Raw genomic sequence first — 19,227 nt, forward strand, 5'->3', positions numbered from 1 at the left:
GTAAGCGGCTTTTTTATTTTCTATTGTGAATGATTTACAGTAGTCAGACAGAGGCGTGAGTTTGGGCGTGCTATCGTCATGCTCAGCTTTGAAATTTTTGATTGATAGAAAGAGTGTGTTCTAAACGGGTTTATAAGTACCGAAGAAGTGTGAGTATCTTGAAGTATTCTGTTACTTTTTAGTGCAACTCAATGGTGCTATTTGTATGTGTTCAGTTGATTATTTGAGTGGGTGTCTGATTCTGTGATTGGCGATGAAAAATAATAAAGATTAATTAGCACAGCTATTGATAAACTTGTTGTTACATTTCTTTGCACATAAAAAAACACCGCCCATAAGGCGGTGTAAACAAATTTGACAGACAGGTCAAAATAAATACAGGAAGTACATGCCTCGTTTCAGTATAAACTGCAACAAAACATTTGGTAGAACTCTACCCAACTCGAAAAGAACGAGTTTGCAAACACAACATCGCAGGAGCTAAGCCAATTGATTCTAGAGAGAATCAAGCCGTTCAGGCTAGCTGCTGCGGGATGAAATATAGAATTTCTCTGGCTGCTAGGCAATGGACAAATTATAATGTTTCAGATAAAAAAAACTAATGCTTATTTAGAGAGTAACTATGTCTCGTCGATTACCCCCATTAAACTCGCTAAGAGTGTTTGAAGCTGCAGCTCGACACTTGAGTTTTACGCGTGCTGCAGAAGAGTTGTTTGTTACTCAAGCGGCAGTCAGTCATCAGATCAAAGCGCTTGAAGAATTCTTATCTTTGAAGCTGTTTCGCCGAAGAAACCGCTCTTTGCTGCTAACTGAAGAAGGTCAAAGCTACTTCTTAGATATCAAAGATATTTTCACATCACTAGCAGAAGCGACAGACAAAGTGCTGGAGCGAAGTGAGAAGGGCGCATTGACCATCAGTTTACCGCCGAGTTTTGCTATTCAATGGTTGGTACCAAGGCTCGCTGACTTTAATCAGCAAGAGCCTGATATTGATGTAAGAATCAAAGCCGTTGATATGGATGAAGGCTCGCTAACCGATGATGTAGACGTCGCTATCTATTATGGCCGAGGTAATTGGTCGGGGCTTAGAGCCGATAAGCTTTACCAAGAATACTTGATCCCTCTTTGCTCACCTTCCGTGCTGCTAGGAGTAAAACCATTAGAATCTCTCAGTGATTTAGCATGTCATACGCTATTGCATGATACTTCTCGAAAGGATTGGAAACAGTTCGCTAAGCAAAATGGCATCGATGGGGTAAACGTTAATCACGGCCCTATCTTCAGTCACTCAACCATGGTGCTGCAGGCAGCGGCTCACGGCCAGGGCATTGCTCTGGGTAACAACGTGTTGGCGCAGCCTGAAATCGAAGCGGGTCGTTTGATTGCGCCTTTTGATGAAGTGTTGGTGAGTAAGAACGCCTTCTATGTGGTTTGTCATGAGAAACAAGCCGACATGGGTCGTATTGCTACCTTCCGCGACTGGATGCTAGCGAAAGCGCAAAGTGAACAAGAGGACTTACTCGATGAATAACGTCATCATTGATGGTGAAGACAATCCCATCACCTTTATCTTTGCCCATGGTGCTGGCGCAGGCATGGAGCATGAGTTCATGCAGTCGGTAGCCAAAGGGTTAGCCTTTAAAGGGATACGAGTGATTCGTTTCAACTTCCCTTACATGATTAAACGTGCTGAAGATGGTAAGCGTCGTCCACCTGACAGAGCGCCTAAGCTACTTGAAGCCTATCAAGAGATTATTGAGCAGGTTGATGCCGATAAGCTTGTGATTGGTGGTAAGTCGATGGGAGGGCGTATGGCGAGCCATTTGTCTGAACTTGATAAGGTGGCTGCAATGGCCTGTTTAGGCTTTCCTTTCCACCCACCAGGTAAACCCGAGAAATACAAAGGTGAGCATCTGGCTGAGTTAGCAAAGCCATGCCTCATTTTACAAGGTGAGCGCGATACCTTTGGTAAGCGTGAAGAGTTTGCTGATTTTGATCTGTCTGATTCTATTCGTGTTGAATTTATTCCCGATGGCGACCACAGCTTTAAGCCTCGTAAGAGCTCTGGCTACACCGAACAGCAGAACATAGCGTTAACCGTTGAGAAACTATCGGCGTTTATCAAAGAGGTGCTTAATGAGAAGTAAGTATTTACTCACTTTTGCAGGTATCTCTGGCGCAATAGCCGTAATGCTAGGTGCCTTCGCCGCTCACGGGTTAAAAGCTGTCTTGCCAGAGTATCTGCTAGGCGTGTTTGAGACAGGTGTTCAGTACCAGTTTATCCATACACTAGCAATATTGGCGTGTGGTGCTCTGCTACAGATGAAACTTGGTGCTAAATCACAAAAATATTTTTTCATTGCGGCAATTTGCTTTATCATCGGCATCCTTTGTTTTAGTGGCAGCCTTTATGGCTTAGCACTGACAGGAATAAAATGGTTTGGCCCTATAACACCGTTTGGTGGTCTACTATTTATCATTGGTTGGGGAGTCTTCTCCTTCGCTGCTTTGAATATAAAAGAGGTAACTCAGTGAAACACGTACTACTTTATTGTCGCTCTGGTTTTGAAAAAGAATGTGCTGGCGAAATTCAAGACAAGGCAACACAACTGGAAGTGTTTGGTTTTCCTCGCTTAAAGAACAATACAGGCTTTGTATTGTTTGAATGTTATCAAGCAGGCGAAGCCGATAAACTGGTAAAAGAGATCGACTTCCAATCGTTGATCTTTGCTCGTCAAATGATCGCGGTAGCGGTTGAAATCAAAGATCTGCCGACTGATGATCGTATTTCTCCAATTCTTGAGGCGCTTTCTGAGAAAGAAGGTTTCCCTCGTTGTGGTGATATCCGTATTGAAACGCCAGATACTAACGAAGCAAAAGAGCTTTTGAAGTTCTGCCGTAAATTTACCGTGCCGATGCGTCAAGCGATGCGTGGTAAAGGCCTGATGACAGCGAAAGATAACGCTAAGAAGCCTGTGCTTCATTTATGCTTCATCGCTCCGGGCCACTGTTTTGTTGGTTACTCTTACCCAACGAACAACTCCCAGTTCTTTATGGGTATCCCTCGTCTGAAGTTCCCATCAGATGCGCCAAGCCGTTCTACATTGAAGCTAGAAGAAGCATTCCACGTATTCATCCCTCGTGATGAGTGGGACGAGCGTTTGGCTCCAGGTATGTGGGGTGTTGACTTAGGTGCGTGTCCAGGTGGTTGGACTTACCAATTGGTTAAGCGTTCGATGTTCGTTCACTGTGTTGATAACGGCATGATGGCAGACAGCCTAATGGAAACGGGTCAAATTAAGCACCACATGGTAGATGGCTTTAAGTTTGAACCAGATCGTAAGAACGTAACTTGGATTATCTGTGACATGGTTGAGAAACCAGCTCGTGTTGCACACCTTATGGGTGAGTGGATCATCAAAGGTTGGGCGAAAGAAGCATTATTCAACCTTAAACTGCCAATGAAAGGCCGTTACGATGAAGTACTGCAAGATATCGAGAACCTAAAAGTGTTCCTTATTGAGAACAAAGTGAAGTTCAAGATGCAGGCTAAGCACCTTTACCACGATCGCGAAGAGATCACGGTCCACATTCAGGCGCTTTCAAACATCTCACCGCACTAATATTTACGTTAGTGTGTCAGTGATAAAAAATGCTCCTTTAAGGGGCATTTTTTGTATCAATATTATCGAGTCACAGCGACTTAAGCGTTTGCTTCGTAACGAATATCTTGCAGGTTGAACCCTAAATCAATATCGGTTTTGAGTGCCGATACTTGCTTACATACACGAGCGGATTCGATGTGTTCGTCGAACTTCTTACGATATTTTTTCGGCAGATCTTCTGCTTGATAGGCCGCTTCGATATCTGGGTAAGTGGTCAATATCTCTTTGGCTGCTTTTGGCCCGATACCTGGGATGCCCGGTACTTGGCTTGAGCTTACGCCCGTTAATCCCCAGTAATCTGCCAGTTGTTCAGGTTTAACGCCAAACTCAGCTTCGATAAAGGGTTTATCTAACCAGCGGTGCTGGAAGTAATCGCGGATCTGTAGTGTAGGTGATAACAGTTGGCAGTAACCTTTATCGGTAGAGATTATCGTAACTTTTTCACCATGGTCAGCCACTTTTTTTGCGAGTGTTGCTACTAAGTCATCAGCTTCATCGCCATCAGATAACAGCGAATCAATACCTAATTCCCACCAAGCTTGTTGGATAGCATCGAGGCCTTTCAGTAATGGCTCAGGCATTGGCTTTCGGTTTTGTTTATAGGCAGGAAGGACTTCTGCACGCCAGCCCCGATCTTGTAAGTGGTGATCGAATACCGCGATGATGTGAGTTGGTTTAGACTCCGCAAGAATCTTATTAAGAGTACGAGTCGTGGTAGTGATGGTTCTTGCTATATCGGTTGGATCCGGCTGAACTGAGTGAACGCGTCGGATTAGGTTCAAGGCATCGATAATAACAAGATGGATAGACATAAGTTTCCACTAAATAGGCAATAAATAAGGGGCTGCTAGCCCCTTATAGTAACGTATCACTTGGTGAGTTGAAACGCTGGTGACGTAAACGTCATGACTTGTTTAGCTTTATGCTTACGGCTTTGTTATCAGTCAGATATTATCATCAGCTGCTTGGCGCAATTTTATAACAAGGAACGTAGTCGGTACCACCCGGCAGTTTCATTCGATCTTGTTCAACAAAATCATTTAGCAGTTGATCCATCTTAGTCATCAACTCTTTGTCGCCATCAATGAGGAATGGCCCATGCTTCTCAATCTCCAGAATACCCTCTGCTTTGACGTTACCTGCCACAATACCTGAGAACGCTTTACGTAAATTCGCAGCAAGGCTCTCTGTTTTCTGATCCATGTGCAGATCGAGTGCCGCCATAGATTCGTGAGTAGGGTCGAAGGGGAGTTGGAACTCAGGCTCAATATGCAGTGACCAGTTGTAGCTGTAAGCATCGCCTGTTTCTTTACGGTGAGAGCGTACATCTGGCATTGCTTGCTTCATAATTTTCGCAGCACGTGCTGGATCATCAATGACAATTTCATAGTGCTTTTGCGCTTCTTCACCCAATGTTTCACCAATGAACTTATCAATTGAACGGAAGTAAGCCTCGCTCTCTTTAGAGCCAGTTAGAACGATAGGCATCGGTTGGTCTGCGTTGTTTGGGTGCATCATGATACCTAGGATGTACAGCAGTTCTTCGGCGGTTCCTGGGCCTCCAGGGAAGATTATGATGCCATGTGCCATACGAACAAACGCTTCAAGACGTTTCTCGATATCGGGCATGATCACCAGTTCGTTCACTATCGGGTTTGGCGGCTCAGCCGCAATGATTGAAGGCTCGGTAAGCCCAAGATAACGATGATCAGTATAACGTTGCTTAGCGTGACCAATAGCCGCGCCTTTCATTGGCCCTTCCATCGCACCCGGTCCACAACCGGTACAGATGTTCAGCTCACGTAGGCCCAGTTCATTACCCACTTCGCGAGTGTACTGGTATTCAGTGGCATTAATTGAGTGACCACCCCAACACACGATCAGGTTAGGCTCGATGCCCGGCGTAAGTGCGCCTGCATTCCTCAGAATACCAAATACGAGGTTGGTAATGTGAGTGGCATTAGTCAGGTTGAGCCTTTGGTTATCTGCGAGGTGCATGTTGACGTAAACAATGTCACGCAGCACTGAAAATAGGTGTTCTTGGATACCCTTGATGATCTCACCATCGACAAAGGCATGCTCTGGTGGGTTGCTCAGCTCGAGTTTGATACCACGCTCACGTCGCACTACCTCAACATCAAACGATTGATACTTGTCGAGTAGCTCTTTGGAGTTGTCGGTGTGGCTACCTGAGTTGAGTACCGCTAACGTACAGTTACGATACAGTTGGTATAGATCACTAGACGCGGTTTTCTTAAGACGCTCAACCTCAAGTTGAGAGAGTAAATCCATGCTACCGGCAGGGCTGATATGAGTGATCATAGTGCCTCCTTGTTGAAAAGAGCAGAGGACGTTGAAGTGACCCTCTGGCTCGAGAGTGAGAAGCAAACGTTGAAAGTGTTTGGTTAAAGGTGGGGGAGAGTTAACCAGACGAAACGGATACGACAGCGTTGCTTGCCAAGAATGCTTGTTAAGCGAATGTTAATCATTAGCTTAGCAAACATTGAGGGAAATGGTATGTGATAAGTATTTGAAAAAATGAAATAAATTAAATCTAGGGCTGGCCTAGTGCCAAACAAGTTGGTTATTACCGCGTTGTTTTGCTTTATTTAGTGTTGTATTGAGTCGCTCTAACACTTCTTCAGGTGTATCTGACTCTTTAAACTGAGTACTTGCCGCGCATAAAGTAATCGTGATTTGTTGGTCACGGAACTTAAAGGGTAAGCGGCTTACTTGAGTTTGAATGTTTTGAATCACTTGGTGACAATATTCATCGGTTTGCTCTGGCAATAGTAAGACAAATTCTTCACCTGAAAAACGCGCCACAGTATCGGTCGTGCCTGCTTCTTTGGTGATGGTTCTTGCGATGATCTTAAGCGCTTTATCGCCGGCGGTATAACCAAAGCTATCGTTAATGGCTTTGAAGTTGTCGATGTCGAGCAGTACTACGCGTAGCGAGTGTTGCGCGCGGATCCAGCGGCGATACTCAAGCTCTAAGCGATCAGTAAAGGCAGTGCGATTGTAAACCTTGGTTAGAGGATCAAGCAGCATACGCTGAGCCTGATCTTCCAAGCGCTTACGGTAATCTTGCGTCACTTCATAGAGTGAATCTAACTGAGTCTTTCCGTAACTCATTCTCTCTATCAGAGCTTGTTCTTTTTGCTCTGCGTGGTTCAGCCTTTCCGAAAGAGAGGCGATTTCACTGAGTAGCGGATTAATCGACAGCTTTAAACTATCAATATCTTTCGCTTTATCTACCGAGCTTTGGCTTCTAGTGACTAGTTCATTTAACTCAGAGTTTAGACCTTGTCGGTGCTCAAAGTAGCTCTGGCTCTGGTCGGCATTTTGGTCTGCCGTTTTGATGCTGGACGCTAAAGAAGAATTAAGCTGATCGATGAATTGTTCAGACTTCTTACGTTCTAGGTTGGTGCCTTCAATAACCAGTTTGAGGATCTGAAGTGTTAGCTCAAGTAGGTTTTGTGTGGAAACACCAAGCAGCAGCTTCGCTCGAATATCGGTAAGCAGATCACCCGATTCACCCTCGAAGTCGAGTTCAGTGATCAGATGTTGTAGTTCGTTTGATAGGTCGGAAAGGAGCTCTTGTTCCGGAGAGTGCGCAGCATCGGCAAAATGAGTGCGTGAGTTGTTCGCCATAATCTTAATGGCACGCTCATAAATACCGAGTAGTTTCATGGCATGGTCAACTTTCTGACTGCCATTGCATTCGGAGAAGCTAAGTAAGTTTCGTAGGTCGCGTTTTAGCTGTGCTGGAAGGCCAGTTATGCGTTGCAGCGTTTCCCCACTGTGCTTAATGCTATCGTCCAGATATCCGTTCTGTTTATCCATAGCCAACGTTTTCTGCTTAAGCATCCTTTCTAATACTGCCAGCTTTGGGATCATCGAGCTAATGTCTTTTTGCTTTTCTAGCTCTTCCCTAAGGGCAATGAGGTTTTCATCTAAATGGCTGTTACTACCAACACATGCATCACTTAAAGACGTGACGATACGCTTTAGAACTTTCTGTTCTCTAATAAACTTGAACGAGGTGTCTCTTTGCGTCAAACGGACCTGCTCCAACTGAGATTTCAGCTGGTGGAGTTGCGCCTGAATGTCTTTTTCAAGAATGCCCATAGATGTATTTATTAGCGCCGCGTAGACCGATCTCGATCATTTTGATGAAATTCCGTTACATCGATAATAACAAAACTAAAAATAAGGTCACGACTTGCTGCTCTTAACCGCTCGCAAATCAGTCATCTTTTAGCATTTTTTTGATGTTGTCCTCATTCTGGTACGAGGATTGTATTTTTATTAACCCTTGATTAATCGCATGTTTACACGCTTCTCTTATGTTACCAGTTGCAAGGCTCGCTGCTGGTGCATTATCGATAGCTTTTAGATAGACCCATTGGCTACTGCGCTCTTTGAGACTGATCTCACGGGCGAGATTGGTCGACATCAACAATACGTCGAGCAGCTCTTGATCGTTAATTGCGGTGTAAGCGCGTGGCAAGAATGGGTAGTCAGCGATGCCCATACGGACCGTTCGGTTGATGTTTCGCTCTGTTTCGAAGTCATTCACCCAAGACTGAATCTTTCTGAACATGTCCTCAGGCGACAAATCACGGTCCGCGTTTGGCTCGATATAAAGCAGGTTCGCATCCGAGAAGTGGTAGACACGAGCTGGGCCTTCAAGCTTAGATTTTAGGAATTCACCGAAAGCGTCTTCCAGTTCTAGACCGGCTTTGTAACCGTTCTGCGTGTACATATTGCGTAAGAACGGTAAATCAATCATCACGAAGCGTAAGCGGTCGTTGAGTGGCTCATGAATCAATTCGCCAAGTTGCCACTGTTCGAAGGTCTGGCTGGTTTGTTCTAGCGAATTGGACAGCTTGGCATTGAGCATTCTGAGGTTCGGGAGCTTAGATCGTGAGTGCGTAAACAGGTCTGTTCGTAGTGAGTCGACTTCTTTGGCTAAGGTTTGAATGAGGTAGCCACGGCGAAGCACAAAGAAGAACAAGATAATACTGAACAAGAATAGGGCGAACGATATTTTCTGGAACTTGCGATGCTCTAGTTTGTACTTTTCTAGCTCTTGCGCTTGGCCTGCGTAGTGCAGGGTTTGTTCGGCAAATTCTTTCTGTTGACGGAACGCGTCTTCGCCAACACGGTTGAGTTTTTGCTGCTCTAGAGAGACAAGGCTGTTGTATTGCTTGAGGTTTGCCAATGCTTGCTGTGGACGACCTGCCTGTTCATAACCCAAAGAAAGTAAGTAGTACGAGCGTTGTGAAAGGCGCATGTTCTCTATCTGGCGTGAGATCTCAAGTGCACGTGTCGCATGCTTTATCACGTCTTCGCTTTCTTGTAGGTGATACGCTAACCCTGCAGATAACAGTGCAGCACGGCCTTCCAGCTTTGGAATGTCGGTATATTCCAGCAGCTCAAGGGCACGGGTTAGGTACTGTTCTGCTAGAGGGTAGTTATAAAGGCGTAAGTAGGTCGCCGATAGACTTAGTCGGATATCAATGACTTGGTGGATATCTCGGTCAGTGCTTTCGTGATCAAGAACGTTGAAGAAGTGTACCAAGGCAAGGTTATATTTCCCTTGATAGAAGTACACATCCCCCATTTTCTTAAGCACTTGTGCTAAGACAGGCGAGTTTTCAAAGTTGTCATAGAAATCAGCGGCTTGAGATAGGTGTTCTAACGCTTTATCCAACACTTGGCGCTCAAAGAAAAGCTGCGCAAGTAGGCGGTTGACCTTGGCCAAACGTGAACTTAGATTGCCCTCTACTGATTTCCAGTAGCCATACAACAACTCGGATAACGCGTGGTTGTACTCTTTGTGAGTCAGATAAAACTCGCCGACGGAGATATGGTAGTCGATGGTGACTTTTTCAGAGTAACGTTGATCGAGATAGGTTTTGGCTTCTTGATAGAACTTTTCGGCTTCATCGATCTTGTTGTCGTAAGAGGCGATGTCGGCTTTCAACATGATCAAGCGATAGGTAATGCCTTCCGTTAAGCGTAAGGTTTTATTCACCGACTCTAGATTTGTTTCAATGTTAGTGAGCTCTGATTTTGCTTTGGCTGATTTTCTATCACTCAGCCAAAGTAAGCGAACTTTTAGGATCTGAAGATCTATTTTTAGGTAATCAAGCTTATAGGTTTGCGCTAGCTCGGAGGCTTTGTCGATGTGCTGAATCGCAATACGCATATTGCCAAGGTTGTATTCCGCTTTGGCTAAGATCTTATACGCATCGATACTGCTGTTTGGTGTTCGAATCGAGGAGTCTGTCTCTTCGCGAGAAATAGCTGAAGGGCTTTTCTCGCGTTGATCAGAAAGGACACGCAGCGTTAGGTAGCTGTTGGCCATTTGTTTTGCTTGGCTCGGATCTATCTCAACCAAATTATTGGCTTCATTGAGTAGCGCCGACGAATAAACCGACGCATTGACCGATGTGCTTAAGCTTAAAATAAATAGACTAACAACGTATAACCAACGCATTTCAATGTCCCTTTAAAGATTTGGTAGGTTCAAATAAGTGTGGGTGGTTCTCGCCTGATTATTGGCGAGCCATACGCTTATTGTGGCTTGGTCTATCTTGCTCTGTTGAACGGTATGGGTTGATATCCAGACCACCACGACGTGTGTAACGTGCGAACACAGTTAGCTTCGAAGGTGCACAGTATTTCATGATGTCAGTGAAGATACGCTCAACACATTGTTCGTGGAATTCATTGTGCTCACGGAAAGAAACTAAATAGCGTAGCAGAGCTTCACGGTCAATTTGCTTACCAGAATATGCGATCTCAACGCTGCCCCAATCCGGTTGATTGGTGATCAAACAGTTCGACTTCAATAGGTGGCTGTGCAGTGTTTCTTCAACGTCTTGTTCGCCAGCAGCGCCTTCAAGCAGCGACGCTTCAAAGTCGTAGCTAGTGATTTGGATGTCTTGGTTGTCGATACAGTCACCTTCCATCGTCACGATAGGTTGGTTAGTGTAGTCGGTTACTGAGTTTACATTCACAATCACCGTTTCGCCTGCACATGCCGACAAATCTTGGGTCAGGCGCTCGGTTACTTGATCCCAGTTTTCAAATTGAGTCTGGTTGTAGCTGTTCAGGTACAGCTTGAAAGATTTTGATTCAATTAAATTTGGGCTGGTTGCTGGGATGAAAACTTCACCGACAGCCACTTGTGGTAGACCATTGGTGTTTAGCCACGAAAGCTCGTACATCGTCCAAATATCATGACCAACAAAAGGCAGCTCGCCGTTTAGCGCAAGATCATCGCGATTAAGGCTACGAGGCACTGGTTGCAATAAACTTGCATCGTATTGGTTAGAGTACTCAGTTTTTTGGCCAAGGGTTAAACCCGCTAGCTCTTTTGCGTCAGAATATTTGCTCATACTTTCGTTTCAAATTCGATTAGAATGGGGTCGATTTTACTGAATCCCCCTTACCCTGTCATTAAGTCATCGCTTAATCGGCGCGGAAAGGGCTCGGATTCTATTTATTATTTTGTGTTTAGGAGATTTTCATGACTCAACGTGCTCAAGACGCACTACTTTCTTTTAGTCAGCGATACGTTGACGCGTGGCAGCAGAAACACCAAAGCTTACCTCGTAATGAGGAGTTGGTGGACATCGTATCGCCATGCGTAGAAGAAAAGAGTGGCGATGCCGTGTTGTGGAAGCACTATCCACGTGAGCAATTCGCGGATTTCACCAACGTTGAAACCGGTATTGAGTTGACTCTGCATGAAGACATCAAAACTTTCTACGGCGCACAATTCAGCGCAGATATGAACGCAACTTTCGATGGTAACGAATTGACTCTGTTACAGATTTGGAGTGATGAAGACTTCGAATGCCTACAAGAAAACATTTTGGGTCACCTAGTAACTCAGCGTCGCTTGAAGCTAAAACCAACGGTTTTCATTGCCGCGACCGATGCTGAGCTGGATGTTATCTCTATCTGTAACCTAACGGGTAACGTGATTTTGGAGCGCTTAGGTACCAAAAATCGTGATGTGCTCGCCGAGACATTGGCAGAATTTTTAGAAAAGCTACAACCAGCGGTATAAATAGATGTACGTACTAGAACTTCAATTTGAGTGTTTTGATAACACAACGGTAAGCGCTGTCGACAAGGCGGTTAATGGCTTAATGGATGCACTTCGTTATAACGGACAAGTGTTAGGTCGTGAGTTCCCAATCGTGATGGGCGATGGGGAATTCTATGTTCGCGTTGTGTGCCCGGAGCAAGATAGCTTGCACCCGCGGAATCACTCAGACTTTGTGAAAGTGTGTTTTGATCGCTTGTCTAACGCGAGCCTACTAGCGCCTAAAATGCGTTTGCTCGGTCGAGATCTGAACTCAGAAGAAGTGGCAGAAGATGAAACACCAAGCTGGCAGGTGTTATACACGACATTCGTGCACACCTGTTCACCGCTGCGTAGTGGCGATAGCTTGCTACCAATCCCTTTGTATCGCAATCCACCTACCTTCAATGGCGACCATAAAGCCGTGTTGAAATGGCAGACCGAATGGCAAGCCTGTGATGAAGTACAAATGGGTGGTGGTTGTCGCGCGGAACATGCAACGCTAACCGAGATCAGTGACACGAAGAGTGTGCTGTTTAAACGCGGTTGGGGTCTAAGAGGGCGCATTGAGTATCTGACTAAGGTTCCAACCTACTACTACTTATACCGTGTCGGTGGGATCAGCCTGAAAGATGAAAAAGAGCGCAAATGCCCGCAATGTGGTGGTGAATGGCTGCTAGATGCGCCTATCCACGATATTTTCTATTTCAAGTGTGATGACTGCCGATTGGTGTCAAACATCTCTTGGGATCACCTGAAGTAATCGACTTTGTTTCGCTTAAATCTGAGATGCTTTACTTTCTAGCAAATCTTTATCATTAAAAAAGGGGCTGACGTTATGTCAGCCCCTTCGGGTATCTATACAGTGCTGTTATTTAGTTGATTACCAACCTTTAACGACGCCACCTTGGAAGATGTCAGAAGCTGCGTTGTACACTTCTTCAGTTTGGTAAGCTTTAACGAAGTTTTGTACGTTTTCAGCGTTTAGGTTGTCTTCACGAGAAACGATTAGGTTTACGTAAGGAGAATCTTTGTCTTCAACGAATACGCCATCTTTTTGTGGAGTCAGGTTGATAGAGCTCGCGTAAGTTGTGTTGATGATAGATAGAGCAACATCATCAAGAGAACGTGGCAGTTGAGCTGCGTCTAGTTCAACAATCGTTAGGTTCTTAGGGTTACCCACGATGTCGCGAACTGTAGCTAGAAGACCTGCGCCTTCACGAAGTTCAAGAAGACCTTGTTGCTCAAGAAGAAGTAGAGAGCGACCTAGGTTTGTAGGGTCGTTTGGTACAGCAATACGAGCACCGTCTTGGATTTCGTCTACCGATTTCACTTCTTTAGAGTAACCCGCAATTGGGTAAACAAACGTGTTACCAGCGATAGTTAGCTTGTAGCCACGGTCAGCCACTTGCTGATCTAGGTACGGTGCGTGTTGGAATGCGTTGATGTCGATAGAACCATCATCTAGAGCTGCGTTTGGTGTTACGTAATCCGTGAAAGTAACCAGTTCAACGTCTAGGCCGTATTTCTCTTTCGCTACTTTAGCTGCCACTTCAGCAACTTGCGCTTCTGCACCTGCCATTACGCCAACTTTTACTTTAGAAGTATCCACTTCTTTATCACCACAACCTGCTAGAACTAGCGCTGAAGCTGCTGCTGCGATAGTTAGTAAACCTTTAAGGTTAAATTTCATAATAATCTCCTTTTAATAAATCTATTTAATTAGGTTCAGACGACTCTAATCTTTATGTGTGAGTCTTTATCTGTGGTCAACGCGGCGAACTAATGAATCACCGATTGATTGAATAATTTGTACCAGCACAATCAACATCACTACTGTCACAGCCATGATGGTCACATCGTAGCGGTGGAATCCGTAACGAATCGCGACATCACCTAGGCCACCACCGCCTACAGTACCGGCCATTGCTGAGTAGCTCACCAGAGTCACTAGCGTAATCGTTACTGAGTTGATGATAGTCGGTAGTGCTTCTGGAAGCAGAACCTTATTGATGATTTGTGTTGGTGTTGCGCCCATTGATTGGGCCGCTTCCACTAGACCTGTTGGTACTTCAAGTAGTGCACTTTCGATAAGTCGAGCCACGAATGGGATAGCGCCAATCGTCAGTGGAACAATCGCTGCTGTTGTACCGATGAAGGTACCAATCAGCATCTTAGTCAGTGGAATAATCGCAACCATCAAAACTAAGAAAGGTACTGAACGACCCACGTTCACAATCGCACCTAGAATCTTGTTTACTTTGGTGTTCTCTAACAGGCCACCTTTTTTAGTCGTATGCAGAATCACGCCTAGTGGAATACCGACCGCGAAGCCAACAATGCCTGCAACAGCAACCATGTAAAGCGTTTCGCCTGTTGCGCCTAATAGAAGATTACCGTTAAGGCTGATCCAGTCAGCAATCTCGTTGAAACTAAAGGACATAACCAAGCACCTCTACTTTTACATTGTTGTCGCGTAGGAATTGGATAGCAGCATTATCATCTGCTTCATTACCGAACAGTTCAGCAACCATCATGCCGAACTTCACGCCGCCGGCGTAATCAAGGTCAGAGCTTAGGATGCTGACATCGATATTGAATTTGCGTGCAATCTGAGTCATCAGCGGAGCATCAACCGTTGCGCCCGTAAACTCAAGACGTACCAACGGGTAGCTGCTGTTTACGCGAGTCTCTTGCAGGCGTGCTTGGTAATCTTCAGGGATCGTCAGATCCAACGTTGAACGAATGAATTGATGCGCTAGTTCAGTTTTAGGGTGAGCAAAGATGTCACCAACTGTGCCTTTCTCTACCAATTCACCACCGCCAATGATCGCCACTTCGTGACAAATGCTTTTCACTACATCCATCTCGTGCGTAATAAGCAGGATAGTGATGTTCAGCTTGCGGTTGATTTCACGCAGTAGCTCAAGAATCGATTGAGTGGTCGCAGGGTCCAATGCGCTGGTCGCTTCGTCACACAGCAGTACTTTCGGATCAGAGGCCAGTGCACGAGCAATCGCAACACGCTGCTTTTGACCGCCACTTAGGTTTGCCGGGTAGGTGTCTCGCTTATCCGCTAAGCCAACGAGTTCAAGTAACTCACTCACTTTTGCTTCAATAATCGCTTTATCTTTACCAGCAAGTTCTAAAGGCAGTGCTACATTGTTAAATACAGTACGAGAAGACAGCAGGTTGAAGTGCTGGAATATCATGCCGATGTTACGGCGCGCTTCGCTAAGCTCTGATTTGCTGAGTTTTGTTAGGTCGATACCATCAACAATCACTTCACCCGAAGTCGGGGCTTCCAACATATTTACACAGCGGATTAGGGTACTTTTGCCTGCACCTGAAGAGCCGATGACTCCAAAGATTTGACCTTGAGGAATGTGGAGGTTGATATCAATTAAGGCATTGATTTCTTTAGTGCCTTGATAAAAAACCTTATTGACTTGATTCACTTTAATCATAGAGAAACCCGTGCAGGTAGAACAGAATAATATGTCGATAGCTCGCTCGATTTACAGACGATGCTATGGTGTTCTATGATCTAAGTCAATAGATATTTTTACGTCTAGACGGCTAAACGTCGATTGTATGGTTAAGCTAGAAACAAATCGTTAACGAACGCAAAACTAAATAGATAGTGATGAAGCAAATAAAGCGTGTAATAATTAATGATTAATAGAGAGTTGATAGAGAACAAAATTTTGTCTAAACCTGCTGTTTTTTTAGATCGTGATGGAGTGATTAACGTTGATCACGGCTACGTACATGATGAGCATGACTTTGAATACATCGATGGTGTGTTTGAAGCGGCGAAAGCGTTTAAAGATATGGGTTATTTATTGGTGCTAGTGACCAACCAATCTGGTATTGCTCGCGGCATGTTTAGTGAAGACCGTTTTCTTTCTTTAACGCAGTGGATGGATTGGAACTTTGTTGATAATGGTGTCGAGCTCGATGGCATTTATTACTGTCCTCACCACGCTGAGCACGGTATTGGTGACTACAAGCAAGATTGTGAATGTCGTAAGCCAAAGCCAGGCATGTTCATTTCTGCTCGTGACTTTCTGAAGATTGATATGGCTAACTCGGTCATGATCGGCGATAAAGCGGAAGACATGATGGCTGCAGAAGCAGCAGGTGTTGGTACTAAAGTCTTGGTAAGAACGGGTAAACCCATCACTGAAAAAGGTGAAGCGTTGGCTAGCGTGGTACTTGATAGCATTAAAGACGTACCCGCTTTCTTAAAAGGCTAAACGTTTTATTTATCACTAAGGTATGGACCTATCATTAGGCACTTACATTAGGTTTGTTCGAACCTGTGAATAGGCTAAGTGTCGTTGACTATATAAAGATGAGGAACGAAGTATGAAAGCTATGTTGGTAGCATCTCTATGTACAGTAGCATTGGTTGGGTGCTCTAAATCAGCAGCCCCTGAGACTGATAGCGCAACATCGAATGATCAATTCGCGACTTATCAATGTGAGTCTGACGTCTCGTTTGATGTGTCTTACCTTGATAATGAAAAAGCGGTACTACGCTTGCCTGATAATGAATACCGCCTGACTCAAGTTCCAGCGGGCTCAGGAACCAAATACATCTTAGATGATGGCACTTCAGAGATGATTAACAGCATCACTTTGCGCACGAAAGGTGACAATGCGCGTCTAGAACTTGGTCGCGTAGTCTATCGAAATTGCCAAAAGTAAGTCATAGTAAGAACTGCTAGTATTTACAAACAGTTAAGTGAGGGAATCTACCCTCACTTTTTCTTCTCTTCCCTTTAACGTTAGACTTTTTATGAGCAAAAAACTCACTATTCTTGATATTGCAAAGCTGTCCGGTGTTGGTAAGTCAACCGTATCACGCGTTCTGACCAATGATCCAAAAGTGAAACCTGAAACCCGTGAAAGGGTGGAAAGAGTAATTCAAGAATCTGGGTACACGCCTTCAAAATCTGCGCAATCGATGCGCGGTGGCAGTCAAAAAGTCATCGGCGTAATCATTTCTCGTCTGGACTCTCCTTCTGAAAACAAAGCGGTAAGTACGATGCTGGCCGAGTTGTATCGAGCGGATTACGATGTCGTGATCATGGAAAGCCAACTTGATAGAGATAAAGCCAATGAGCACCTGCAAGTTCTAAAGCGTCGTAACGTTGATGGCATTATTGTATTTGGTTTTACTGACTGCGATATTCCGGCAATCGAAGCTTGGGAACACAAAGCGGTGGTGATTGCTCTGGATACCGAGAACGTGACGTCGATTAACTATGATAACCAACAGGTGATCAATAGTGCGTTGGTGCATTTATCGGATCAAGGGATCTCTGACGTTGGCTTTATCGGGGTTGATCCTAGTGATAAATCAACCGGTGAGCTGCGTCTTAAGGCTTATCTCGATTGGTGTGAAAACACAGGTTCAGTGGCAAACTATCGTACTGGTCAACTTCATCACGAAAGTGCTTATCAGCTGGTGGATGAGGTGTTAACTCCCGCGACTCAAGCGATCGTTTGTGCCAGTGATACGCTGGCTCTTGGTGTAATCAAGCGTCTGCAAGAACTACAACGTGAAGATGTGGTCGTCACTGGCGTTGGTGGTAATGATCTTCTCTCTTTCTTATTCCCACGAGTATTTAGCATTGATCCTGGTTACCAATCTGCAGGTAAGTTGGCTGCTAATCTATTGATCTCTCAGCTTTTAGGCAATTCAGAGATCTCTCATCATACGCAATCTCCTATTCTATAATCCACTCAATTAAGCGAAATTGAACGGCTTAGATTAAAATTAGAGTGTGATCTCTTTCAATTAATGGGATTGTTCCCATTTTAATTTATCATTCATACGGGCATTATAATAACCGTAATTGGGAATGTTCCCATAAATCTAAGTCTGAGTGATTATAGCTTGCATGGTTTAGATGAGTAATTGAATGAAACCAGGGTGGGGTAGTATGAGTAAGATAGCGAAGCAAGACGTTGCGCGTCTTATCGAGTTAGTCGGTGGTAAAGAAAACATTGCGAGTGTCAGCCACTGTCTGACTCGACTGCGTTTTGTATTGAACGATACAGAGCAGGCCAACAAAGCTGAACTCGAAAAACTGAAGCTAGTAAAAGGCTGTTTTACTAATGCAGGCCAATTCCAAGTTGTGATTGGCACTGAAGTTGATGAAGTGTACGCACTTCTGATTGAACAGACAGGTAAAGAGGCATCATCAAAAGATGAGGCGAAGCTGGCTGCTCGTCAAAACATGAACTTCCTTGAGCGTGGTATCTCCCATTTAGCCGAAATTTTCGTACCACTGCTGCCTGCCATCATTACAGGTGGTTTGATTCTTGGTTTCCGTAATGTGATTGGCGACATTCGCATGTTCGACGGCAAAACCTTAGTTGAAATCAGTCAATTCTGGGCAACCGTTCACTCTTTCTTATGGTTGATCGGCGAAGCTATTTTCTTCTTCCTACCGGTTGGTGTGTGTTGGGCTACGGTTAAGAAGCTTGGCGGAACCCCAATTTTGGGTATCACGCTCGGTGTGACCTTAGTTTCACCACAACTCATGAACGCATACATGATAGGTAAATCGGTACCTGAGGTATGGGATTTTGGACTGTTTGTGATTGAGAAGGTCGGTTATCAGGCTCAGGTGATCCCAGCAATGTTAGCGGGTGTGGCTTTGGCGTTCATTGAAACCAATCTTAAGCGCATCGTCCCTGCTTACTTGTACCTAGTTGTGGTGCCATTTGTATCGATTATTTTGTCTGTGATTCTAGCGCACGCTTTCATTGGCCCATTCGGTCGTATGTTAGGCGATGGTGTGGCATTCGCAGCTAAAGCGGCAATGACAGGTGATTTTGCGATTCTTGGTTCAGTGGTTTTTGGTTTCCTATACGCACCTTTGGTTATCACGGGTATTCACCACACCACCAACGCGGTGGATCTGCAACTGATGCAAGACTTAGGCGGGACACCAATTTGGCCTTTGATTGCACTATCAAACATTGCACAAGCATCGGCAGTAGTCGGCATCATTATCTTGAGTAAGCGTGAAGGTGAACGAGATATCTCGGTTCCTGCGGCAATCTCAGCCTACTTAGGTGTAACAGAGCCTGCGATGTACGGTATTAACCTTAAATACAAATTCCCAATGCTGAGCGCAATGATTGGTAGTGCTGTTGCAGCCGCAATCTGTGGTAGCGCGGGTGTGATGGCGAATGGTATCGGTGTCGGCGGCTTGCCGGGCATCCTATCGATTCAACCTCAATATTGGTCGATTTACCTAGTCGCGATGCTGGTGGCGATAGTACTGCCTATCACGCTAACCCTGTTTTTCTACAAGCGAGCCCAATCCAAGGGTGAGTTAGAAACCGCGAACGCGTAATGCATTGAATAAGCGATGACTCCAAAATGAGTTATCGCTTTTTCTCTTAGTTATAGCTTTTTCTTTTAGTTATAAC

The 19,227-nt window shown here is 44.9% G+C and carries 18 protein-coding genes; 10 read left to right on the plus strand and 8 right to left on the minus strand.

Annotation, left to right across the window (positions count from 1 at the left end):
- Window positions 1–622 precede the first annotated feature (622 nt).
- Genes AB6E30_RS02630 through rlmM form a run of 4 tightly spaced genes read left to right on the plus strand, consistent with a single transcriptional unit; the run spans window position 623 to window position 3,623 of the window.
- On the plus strand, window positions 623–1,531 hold the full coding sequence (locus tag AB6E30_RS02630; RefSeq protein ID WP_012604639.1) for a transcriptional regulator GcvA: 909 nt from the start codon (window positions 623–625) through the stop codon (window positions 1,529–1,531).
- Window positions 1,524–2,147: an alpha/beta fold hydrolase gene (locus AB6E30_RS02635; protein WP_102319949.1), complete on the plus strand. Its 624-nt coding sequence runs from the start codon at window positions 1,524–1,526 to the stop codon at window positions 2,145–2,147. Before AB6E30_RS02630 ends, AB6E30_RS02635 begins: the two co-directional genes overlap by 8 nt.
- Window positions 2,137–2,535 carry a DUF423 domain-containing protein gene (locus AB6E30_RS02640; protein ID WP_017069500.1) on the plus strand — a complete coding sequence of 133 codons (399 nt, stop codon included), beginning with the start codon at window positions 2,137–2,139 and terminating at the stop codon, window positions 2,533–2,535. The genes AB6E30_RS02635 and AB6E30_RS02640 overlap by 11 nt, the downstream gene beginning before the upstream one ends.
- Entirely contained in the window at window positions 2,532–3,623 is a 1,092-nt protein-coding gene (gene rlmM / locus AB6E30_RS02645; RefSeq protein WP_017060773.1) for a 23S rRNA (cytidine(2498)-2'-O)-methyltransferase RlmM, read from the plus strand. Before AB6E30_RS02640 ends, rlmM begins: the two co-directional genes overlap by 4 nt.
- 80 nt (window positions 3,624–3,703) lie before the next feature.
- Here rlmM and xni read toward each other — a convergent pair whose 3' ends face one another.
- The 5 genes from xni to queF all read right to left on the minus strand — a co-directional run bounded on the left by xni (window position 3,704) and on the right by queF (window position 11,077).
- A complete protein-coding gene (xni, locus tag AB6E30_RS02650; RefSeq protein ID WP_372102550.1) occupies window positions 3,704–4,477 on the minus strand; it encodes a flap endonuclease Xni in 774 nt (257 codons plus the stop codon).
- 145 nt (window positions 4,478–4,622) lie between these two features.
- Complete coding sequence (gene ppnN, locus AB6E30_RS02655; RefSeq protein WP_372102552.1) at window positions 4,623–5,987, minus strand: nucleotide 5'-monophosphate nucleosidase PpnN; 1,365 nt, start codon at window positions 5,985–5,987, stop codon at window positions 4,623–4,625.
- A gap of 243 nt (window positions 5,988–6,230) precedes the next feature.
- Window positions 6,231–7,796, minus strand: coding sequence for a GGDEF domain-containing protein (locus AB6E30_RS02660; RefSeq protein WP_081229491.1), 1,566 nt, complete (start codon window positions 7,794–7,796; stop codon window positions 6,231–6,233).
- 118 nt (window positions 7,797–7,914) lie between these two features.
- On the minus strand, window positions 7,915–10,173 hold the full coding sequence (locus AB6E30_RS02665) for a tetratricopeptide repeat protein (RefSeq protein ID WP_065584007.1): 2,259 nt from the start codon (window positions 10,171–10,173) through the stop codon (window positions 7,915–7,917).
- A gap of 58 nt (window positions 10,174–10,231) precedes the next feature.
- Window positions 10,232–11,077 carry an NADPH-dependent 7-cyano-7-deazaguanine reductase QueF gene (queF, locus tag AB6E30_RS02670; protein ID WP_017060768.1) on the minus strand — a complete coding sequence of 282 codons (846 nt, stop codon included), beginning with the start codon at window positions 11,075–11,077 and terminating at the stop codon, window positions 10,232–10,234.
- A gap of 131 nt (window positions 11,078–11,208) precedes the next feature.
- Between queF and syd the strand changes: the two genes are divergently transcribed.
- Window positions 11,209–11,754: a SecY-interacting protein gene (syd, locus tag AB6E30_RS02675; protein ID WP_050633962.1), complete on the plus strand. Its 546-nt coding sequence runs from the start codon at window positions 11,209–11,211 to the stop codon at window positions 11,752–11,754.
- 4 nt (window positions 11,755–11,758) lie between these two features.
- Complete coding sequence (locus tag AB6E30_RS02680; protein WP_017060766.1) at window positions 11,759–12,535, plus strand: Zn-ribbon-containing protein; 777 nt, start codon at window positions 11,759–11,761, stop codon at window positions 12,533–12,535.
- Window positions 12,536–12,655: 120 nt separating this feature from the next.
- Here the strand turns inward: AB6E30_RS02680 and AB6E30_RS02685 are convergent, their stop codons facing one another.
- The 3 genes from AB6E30_RS02685 to metN form a co-directional block, all read right to left on the minus strand.
- Complete coding sequence (locus tag AB6E30_RS02685) at window positions 12,656–13,465, minus strand: MetQ/NlpA family lipoprotein (protein ID WP_017060765.1); 810 nt, start codon at window positions 13,463–13,465, stop codon at window positions 12,656–12,658.
- Between the two features lie 66 nt (window positions 13,466–13,531).
- A complete protein-coding gene (locus AB6E30_RS02690; protein ID WP_017060764.1) occupies window positions 13,532–14,215 on the minus strand; it encodes a methionine ABC transporter permease in 684 nt (227 codons plus the stop codon).
- Window positions 14,205–15,239, minus strand: coding sequence for a methionine ABC transporter ATP-binding protein MetN (gene metN, locus AB6E30_RS02695; protein ID WP_017060763.1), 1,035 nt, complete (start codon window positions 15,237–15,239; stop codon window positions 14,205–14,207). The genes AB6E30_RS02690 and metN overlap by 11 nt, the downstream gene beginning before the upstream one ends.
- Window positions 15,240–15,446: 207 nt before the next feature.
- Here metN and gmhB point away from each other — a divergent pair, with 207 nt between their 5' ends.
- The 4 genes from gmhB (at window position 15,447) to treB (ending at window position 19,151) form a co-directional block, all read left to right on the plus strand.
- A complete protein-coding gene (gene gmhB, locus AB6E30_RS02700) occupies window positions 15,447–16,031 on the plus strand; it encodes a D-glycero-beta-D-manno-heptose 1,7-bisphosphate 7-phosphatase (protein WP_017060762.1) in 585 nt (194 codons plus the stop codon).
- Between the two features lie 112 nt (window positions 16,032–16,143).
- Window positions 16,144–16,485, plus strand: a complete 342-nt coding sequence (locus tag AB6E30_RS02705; RefSeq protein ID WP_017060761.1) for an MliC family protein — start codon at window positions 16,144–16,146, stop codon at window positions 16,483–16,485.
- 91 nt (window positions 16,486–16,576) lie between these two features.
- Complete coding sequence (gene treR / locus AB6E30_RS02710) at window positions 16,577–17,521, plus strand: trehalose operon repressor TreR (protein WP_017060760.1); 945 nt, start codon at window positions 16,577–16,579, stop codon at window positions 17,519–17,521.
- Between the two features lie 205 nt (window positions 17,522–17,726).
- Window positions 17,727–19,151, plus strand: a complete 1,425-nt coding sequence (gene treB, locus AB6E30_RS02715; protein WP_017063347.1) for a PTS trehalose transporter subunit IIBC — start codon at window positions 17,727–17,729, stop codon at window positions 19,149–19,151.
- Window positions 19,152–19,227 lie beyond the last annotated feature (76 nt).

Source organism: Vibrio sp. 10N.247.311.12 (genome assembly GCF_041467515.1).
Lineage (GTDB): Bacteria > Pseudomonadota > Gammaproteobacteria > Enterobacterales > Vibrionaceae > Vibrio > Vibrio crassostreae_C.

Bases quoted from the DNA above. Each gene is read 5' to 3' on its own strand.
- AB6E30_RS02630 (WP_012604639.1), top strand. From the start codon at position 623: ATGTCTCGTCGATTACCCCCATTAAACTCGCTAAGAGTGTTTGAAGCT.
- AB6E30_RS02635 (WP_102319949.1), top strand. From the start codon at position 1,524: ATGAATAACGTCATCATTGATGGTGAAGACAATCCCATCACCTTTATC.
- AB6E30_RS02640 (WP_017069500.1), top strand. From the start codon at position 2,137: ATGAGAAGTAAGTATTTACTCACTTTTGCAGGTATCTCTGGCGCAATA.
- xni (WP_372102550.1), bottom strand. From the start codon at position 4,477: ATGTCTATCCATCTTGTTATTATCGATGCCTTGAACCTAATCCGACGC.
- ppnN (WP_372102552.1), bottom strand. From the start codon at position 5,987: ATGATCACTCATATCAGCCCTGCCGGTAGCATGGATTTACTCTCTCAA.
- AB6E30_RS02660 (WP_081229491.1), bottom strand. From the start codon at position 7,796: ATGGGCATTCTTGAAAAAGACATTCAGGCGCAACTCCACCAGCTGAAA.
- AB6E30_RS02665 (WP_065584007.1), bottom strand. From the start codon at position 10,173: ATGCGTTGGTTATACGTTGTTAGTCTATTTATTTTAAGCTTAAGCACA.
- queF (WP_017060768.1), bottom strand. From the start codon at position 11,077: ATGAGCAAATATTCTGACGCAAAAGAGCTAGCGGGTTTAACCCTTGGC.
- syd (WP_050633962.1), top strand. From the start codon at position 11,209: ATGACTCAACGTGCTCAAGACGCACTACTTTCTTTTAGTCAGCGATAC.
- AB6E30_RS02680 (WP_017060766.1), top strand. From the start codon at position 11,759: ATGTACGTACTAGAACTTCAATTTGAGTGTTTTGATAACACAACGGTA.
- AB6E30_RS02685 (WP_017060765.1), bottom strand. From the start codon at position 13,465: ATGAAATTTAACCTTAAAGGTTTACTAACTATCGCAGCAGCAGCTTCA.
- AB6E30_RS02690 (WP_017060764.1), bottom strand. From the start codon at position 14,215: ATGTCCTTTAGTTTCAACGAGATTGCTGACTGGATCAGCCTTAACGGT.
- metN (WP_017060763.1), bottom strand. From the start codon at position 15,239: ATGATTAAAGTGAATCAAGTCAATAAGGTTTTTTATCAAGGCACTAAA.
- gmhB (WP_017060762.1), top strand. From the start codon at position 15,447: ATGATTAATAGAGAGTTGATAGAGAACAAAATTTTGTCTAAACCTGCT.
- AB6E30_RS02705 (WP_017060761.1), top strand. From the start codon at position 16,144: ATGAAAGCTATGTTGGTAGCATCTCTATGTACAGTAGCATTGGTTGGG.
- treR (WP_017060760.1), top strand. From the start codon at position 16,577: ATGAGCAAAAAACTCACTATTCTTGATATTGCAAAGCTGTCCGGTGTT.
- treB (WP_017063347.1), top strand. From the start codon at position 17,727: ATGAGTAAGATAGCGAAGCAAGACGTTGCGCGTCTTATCGAGTTAGTC.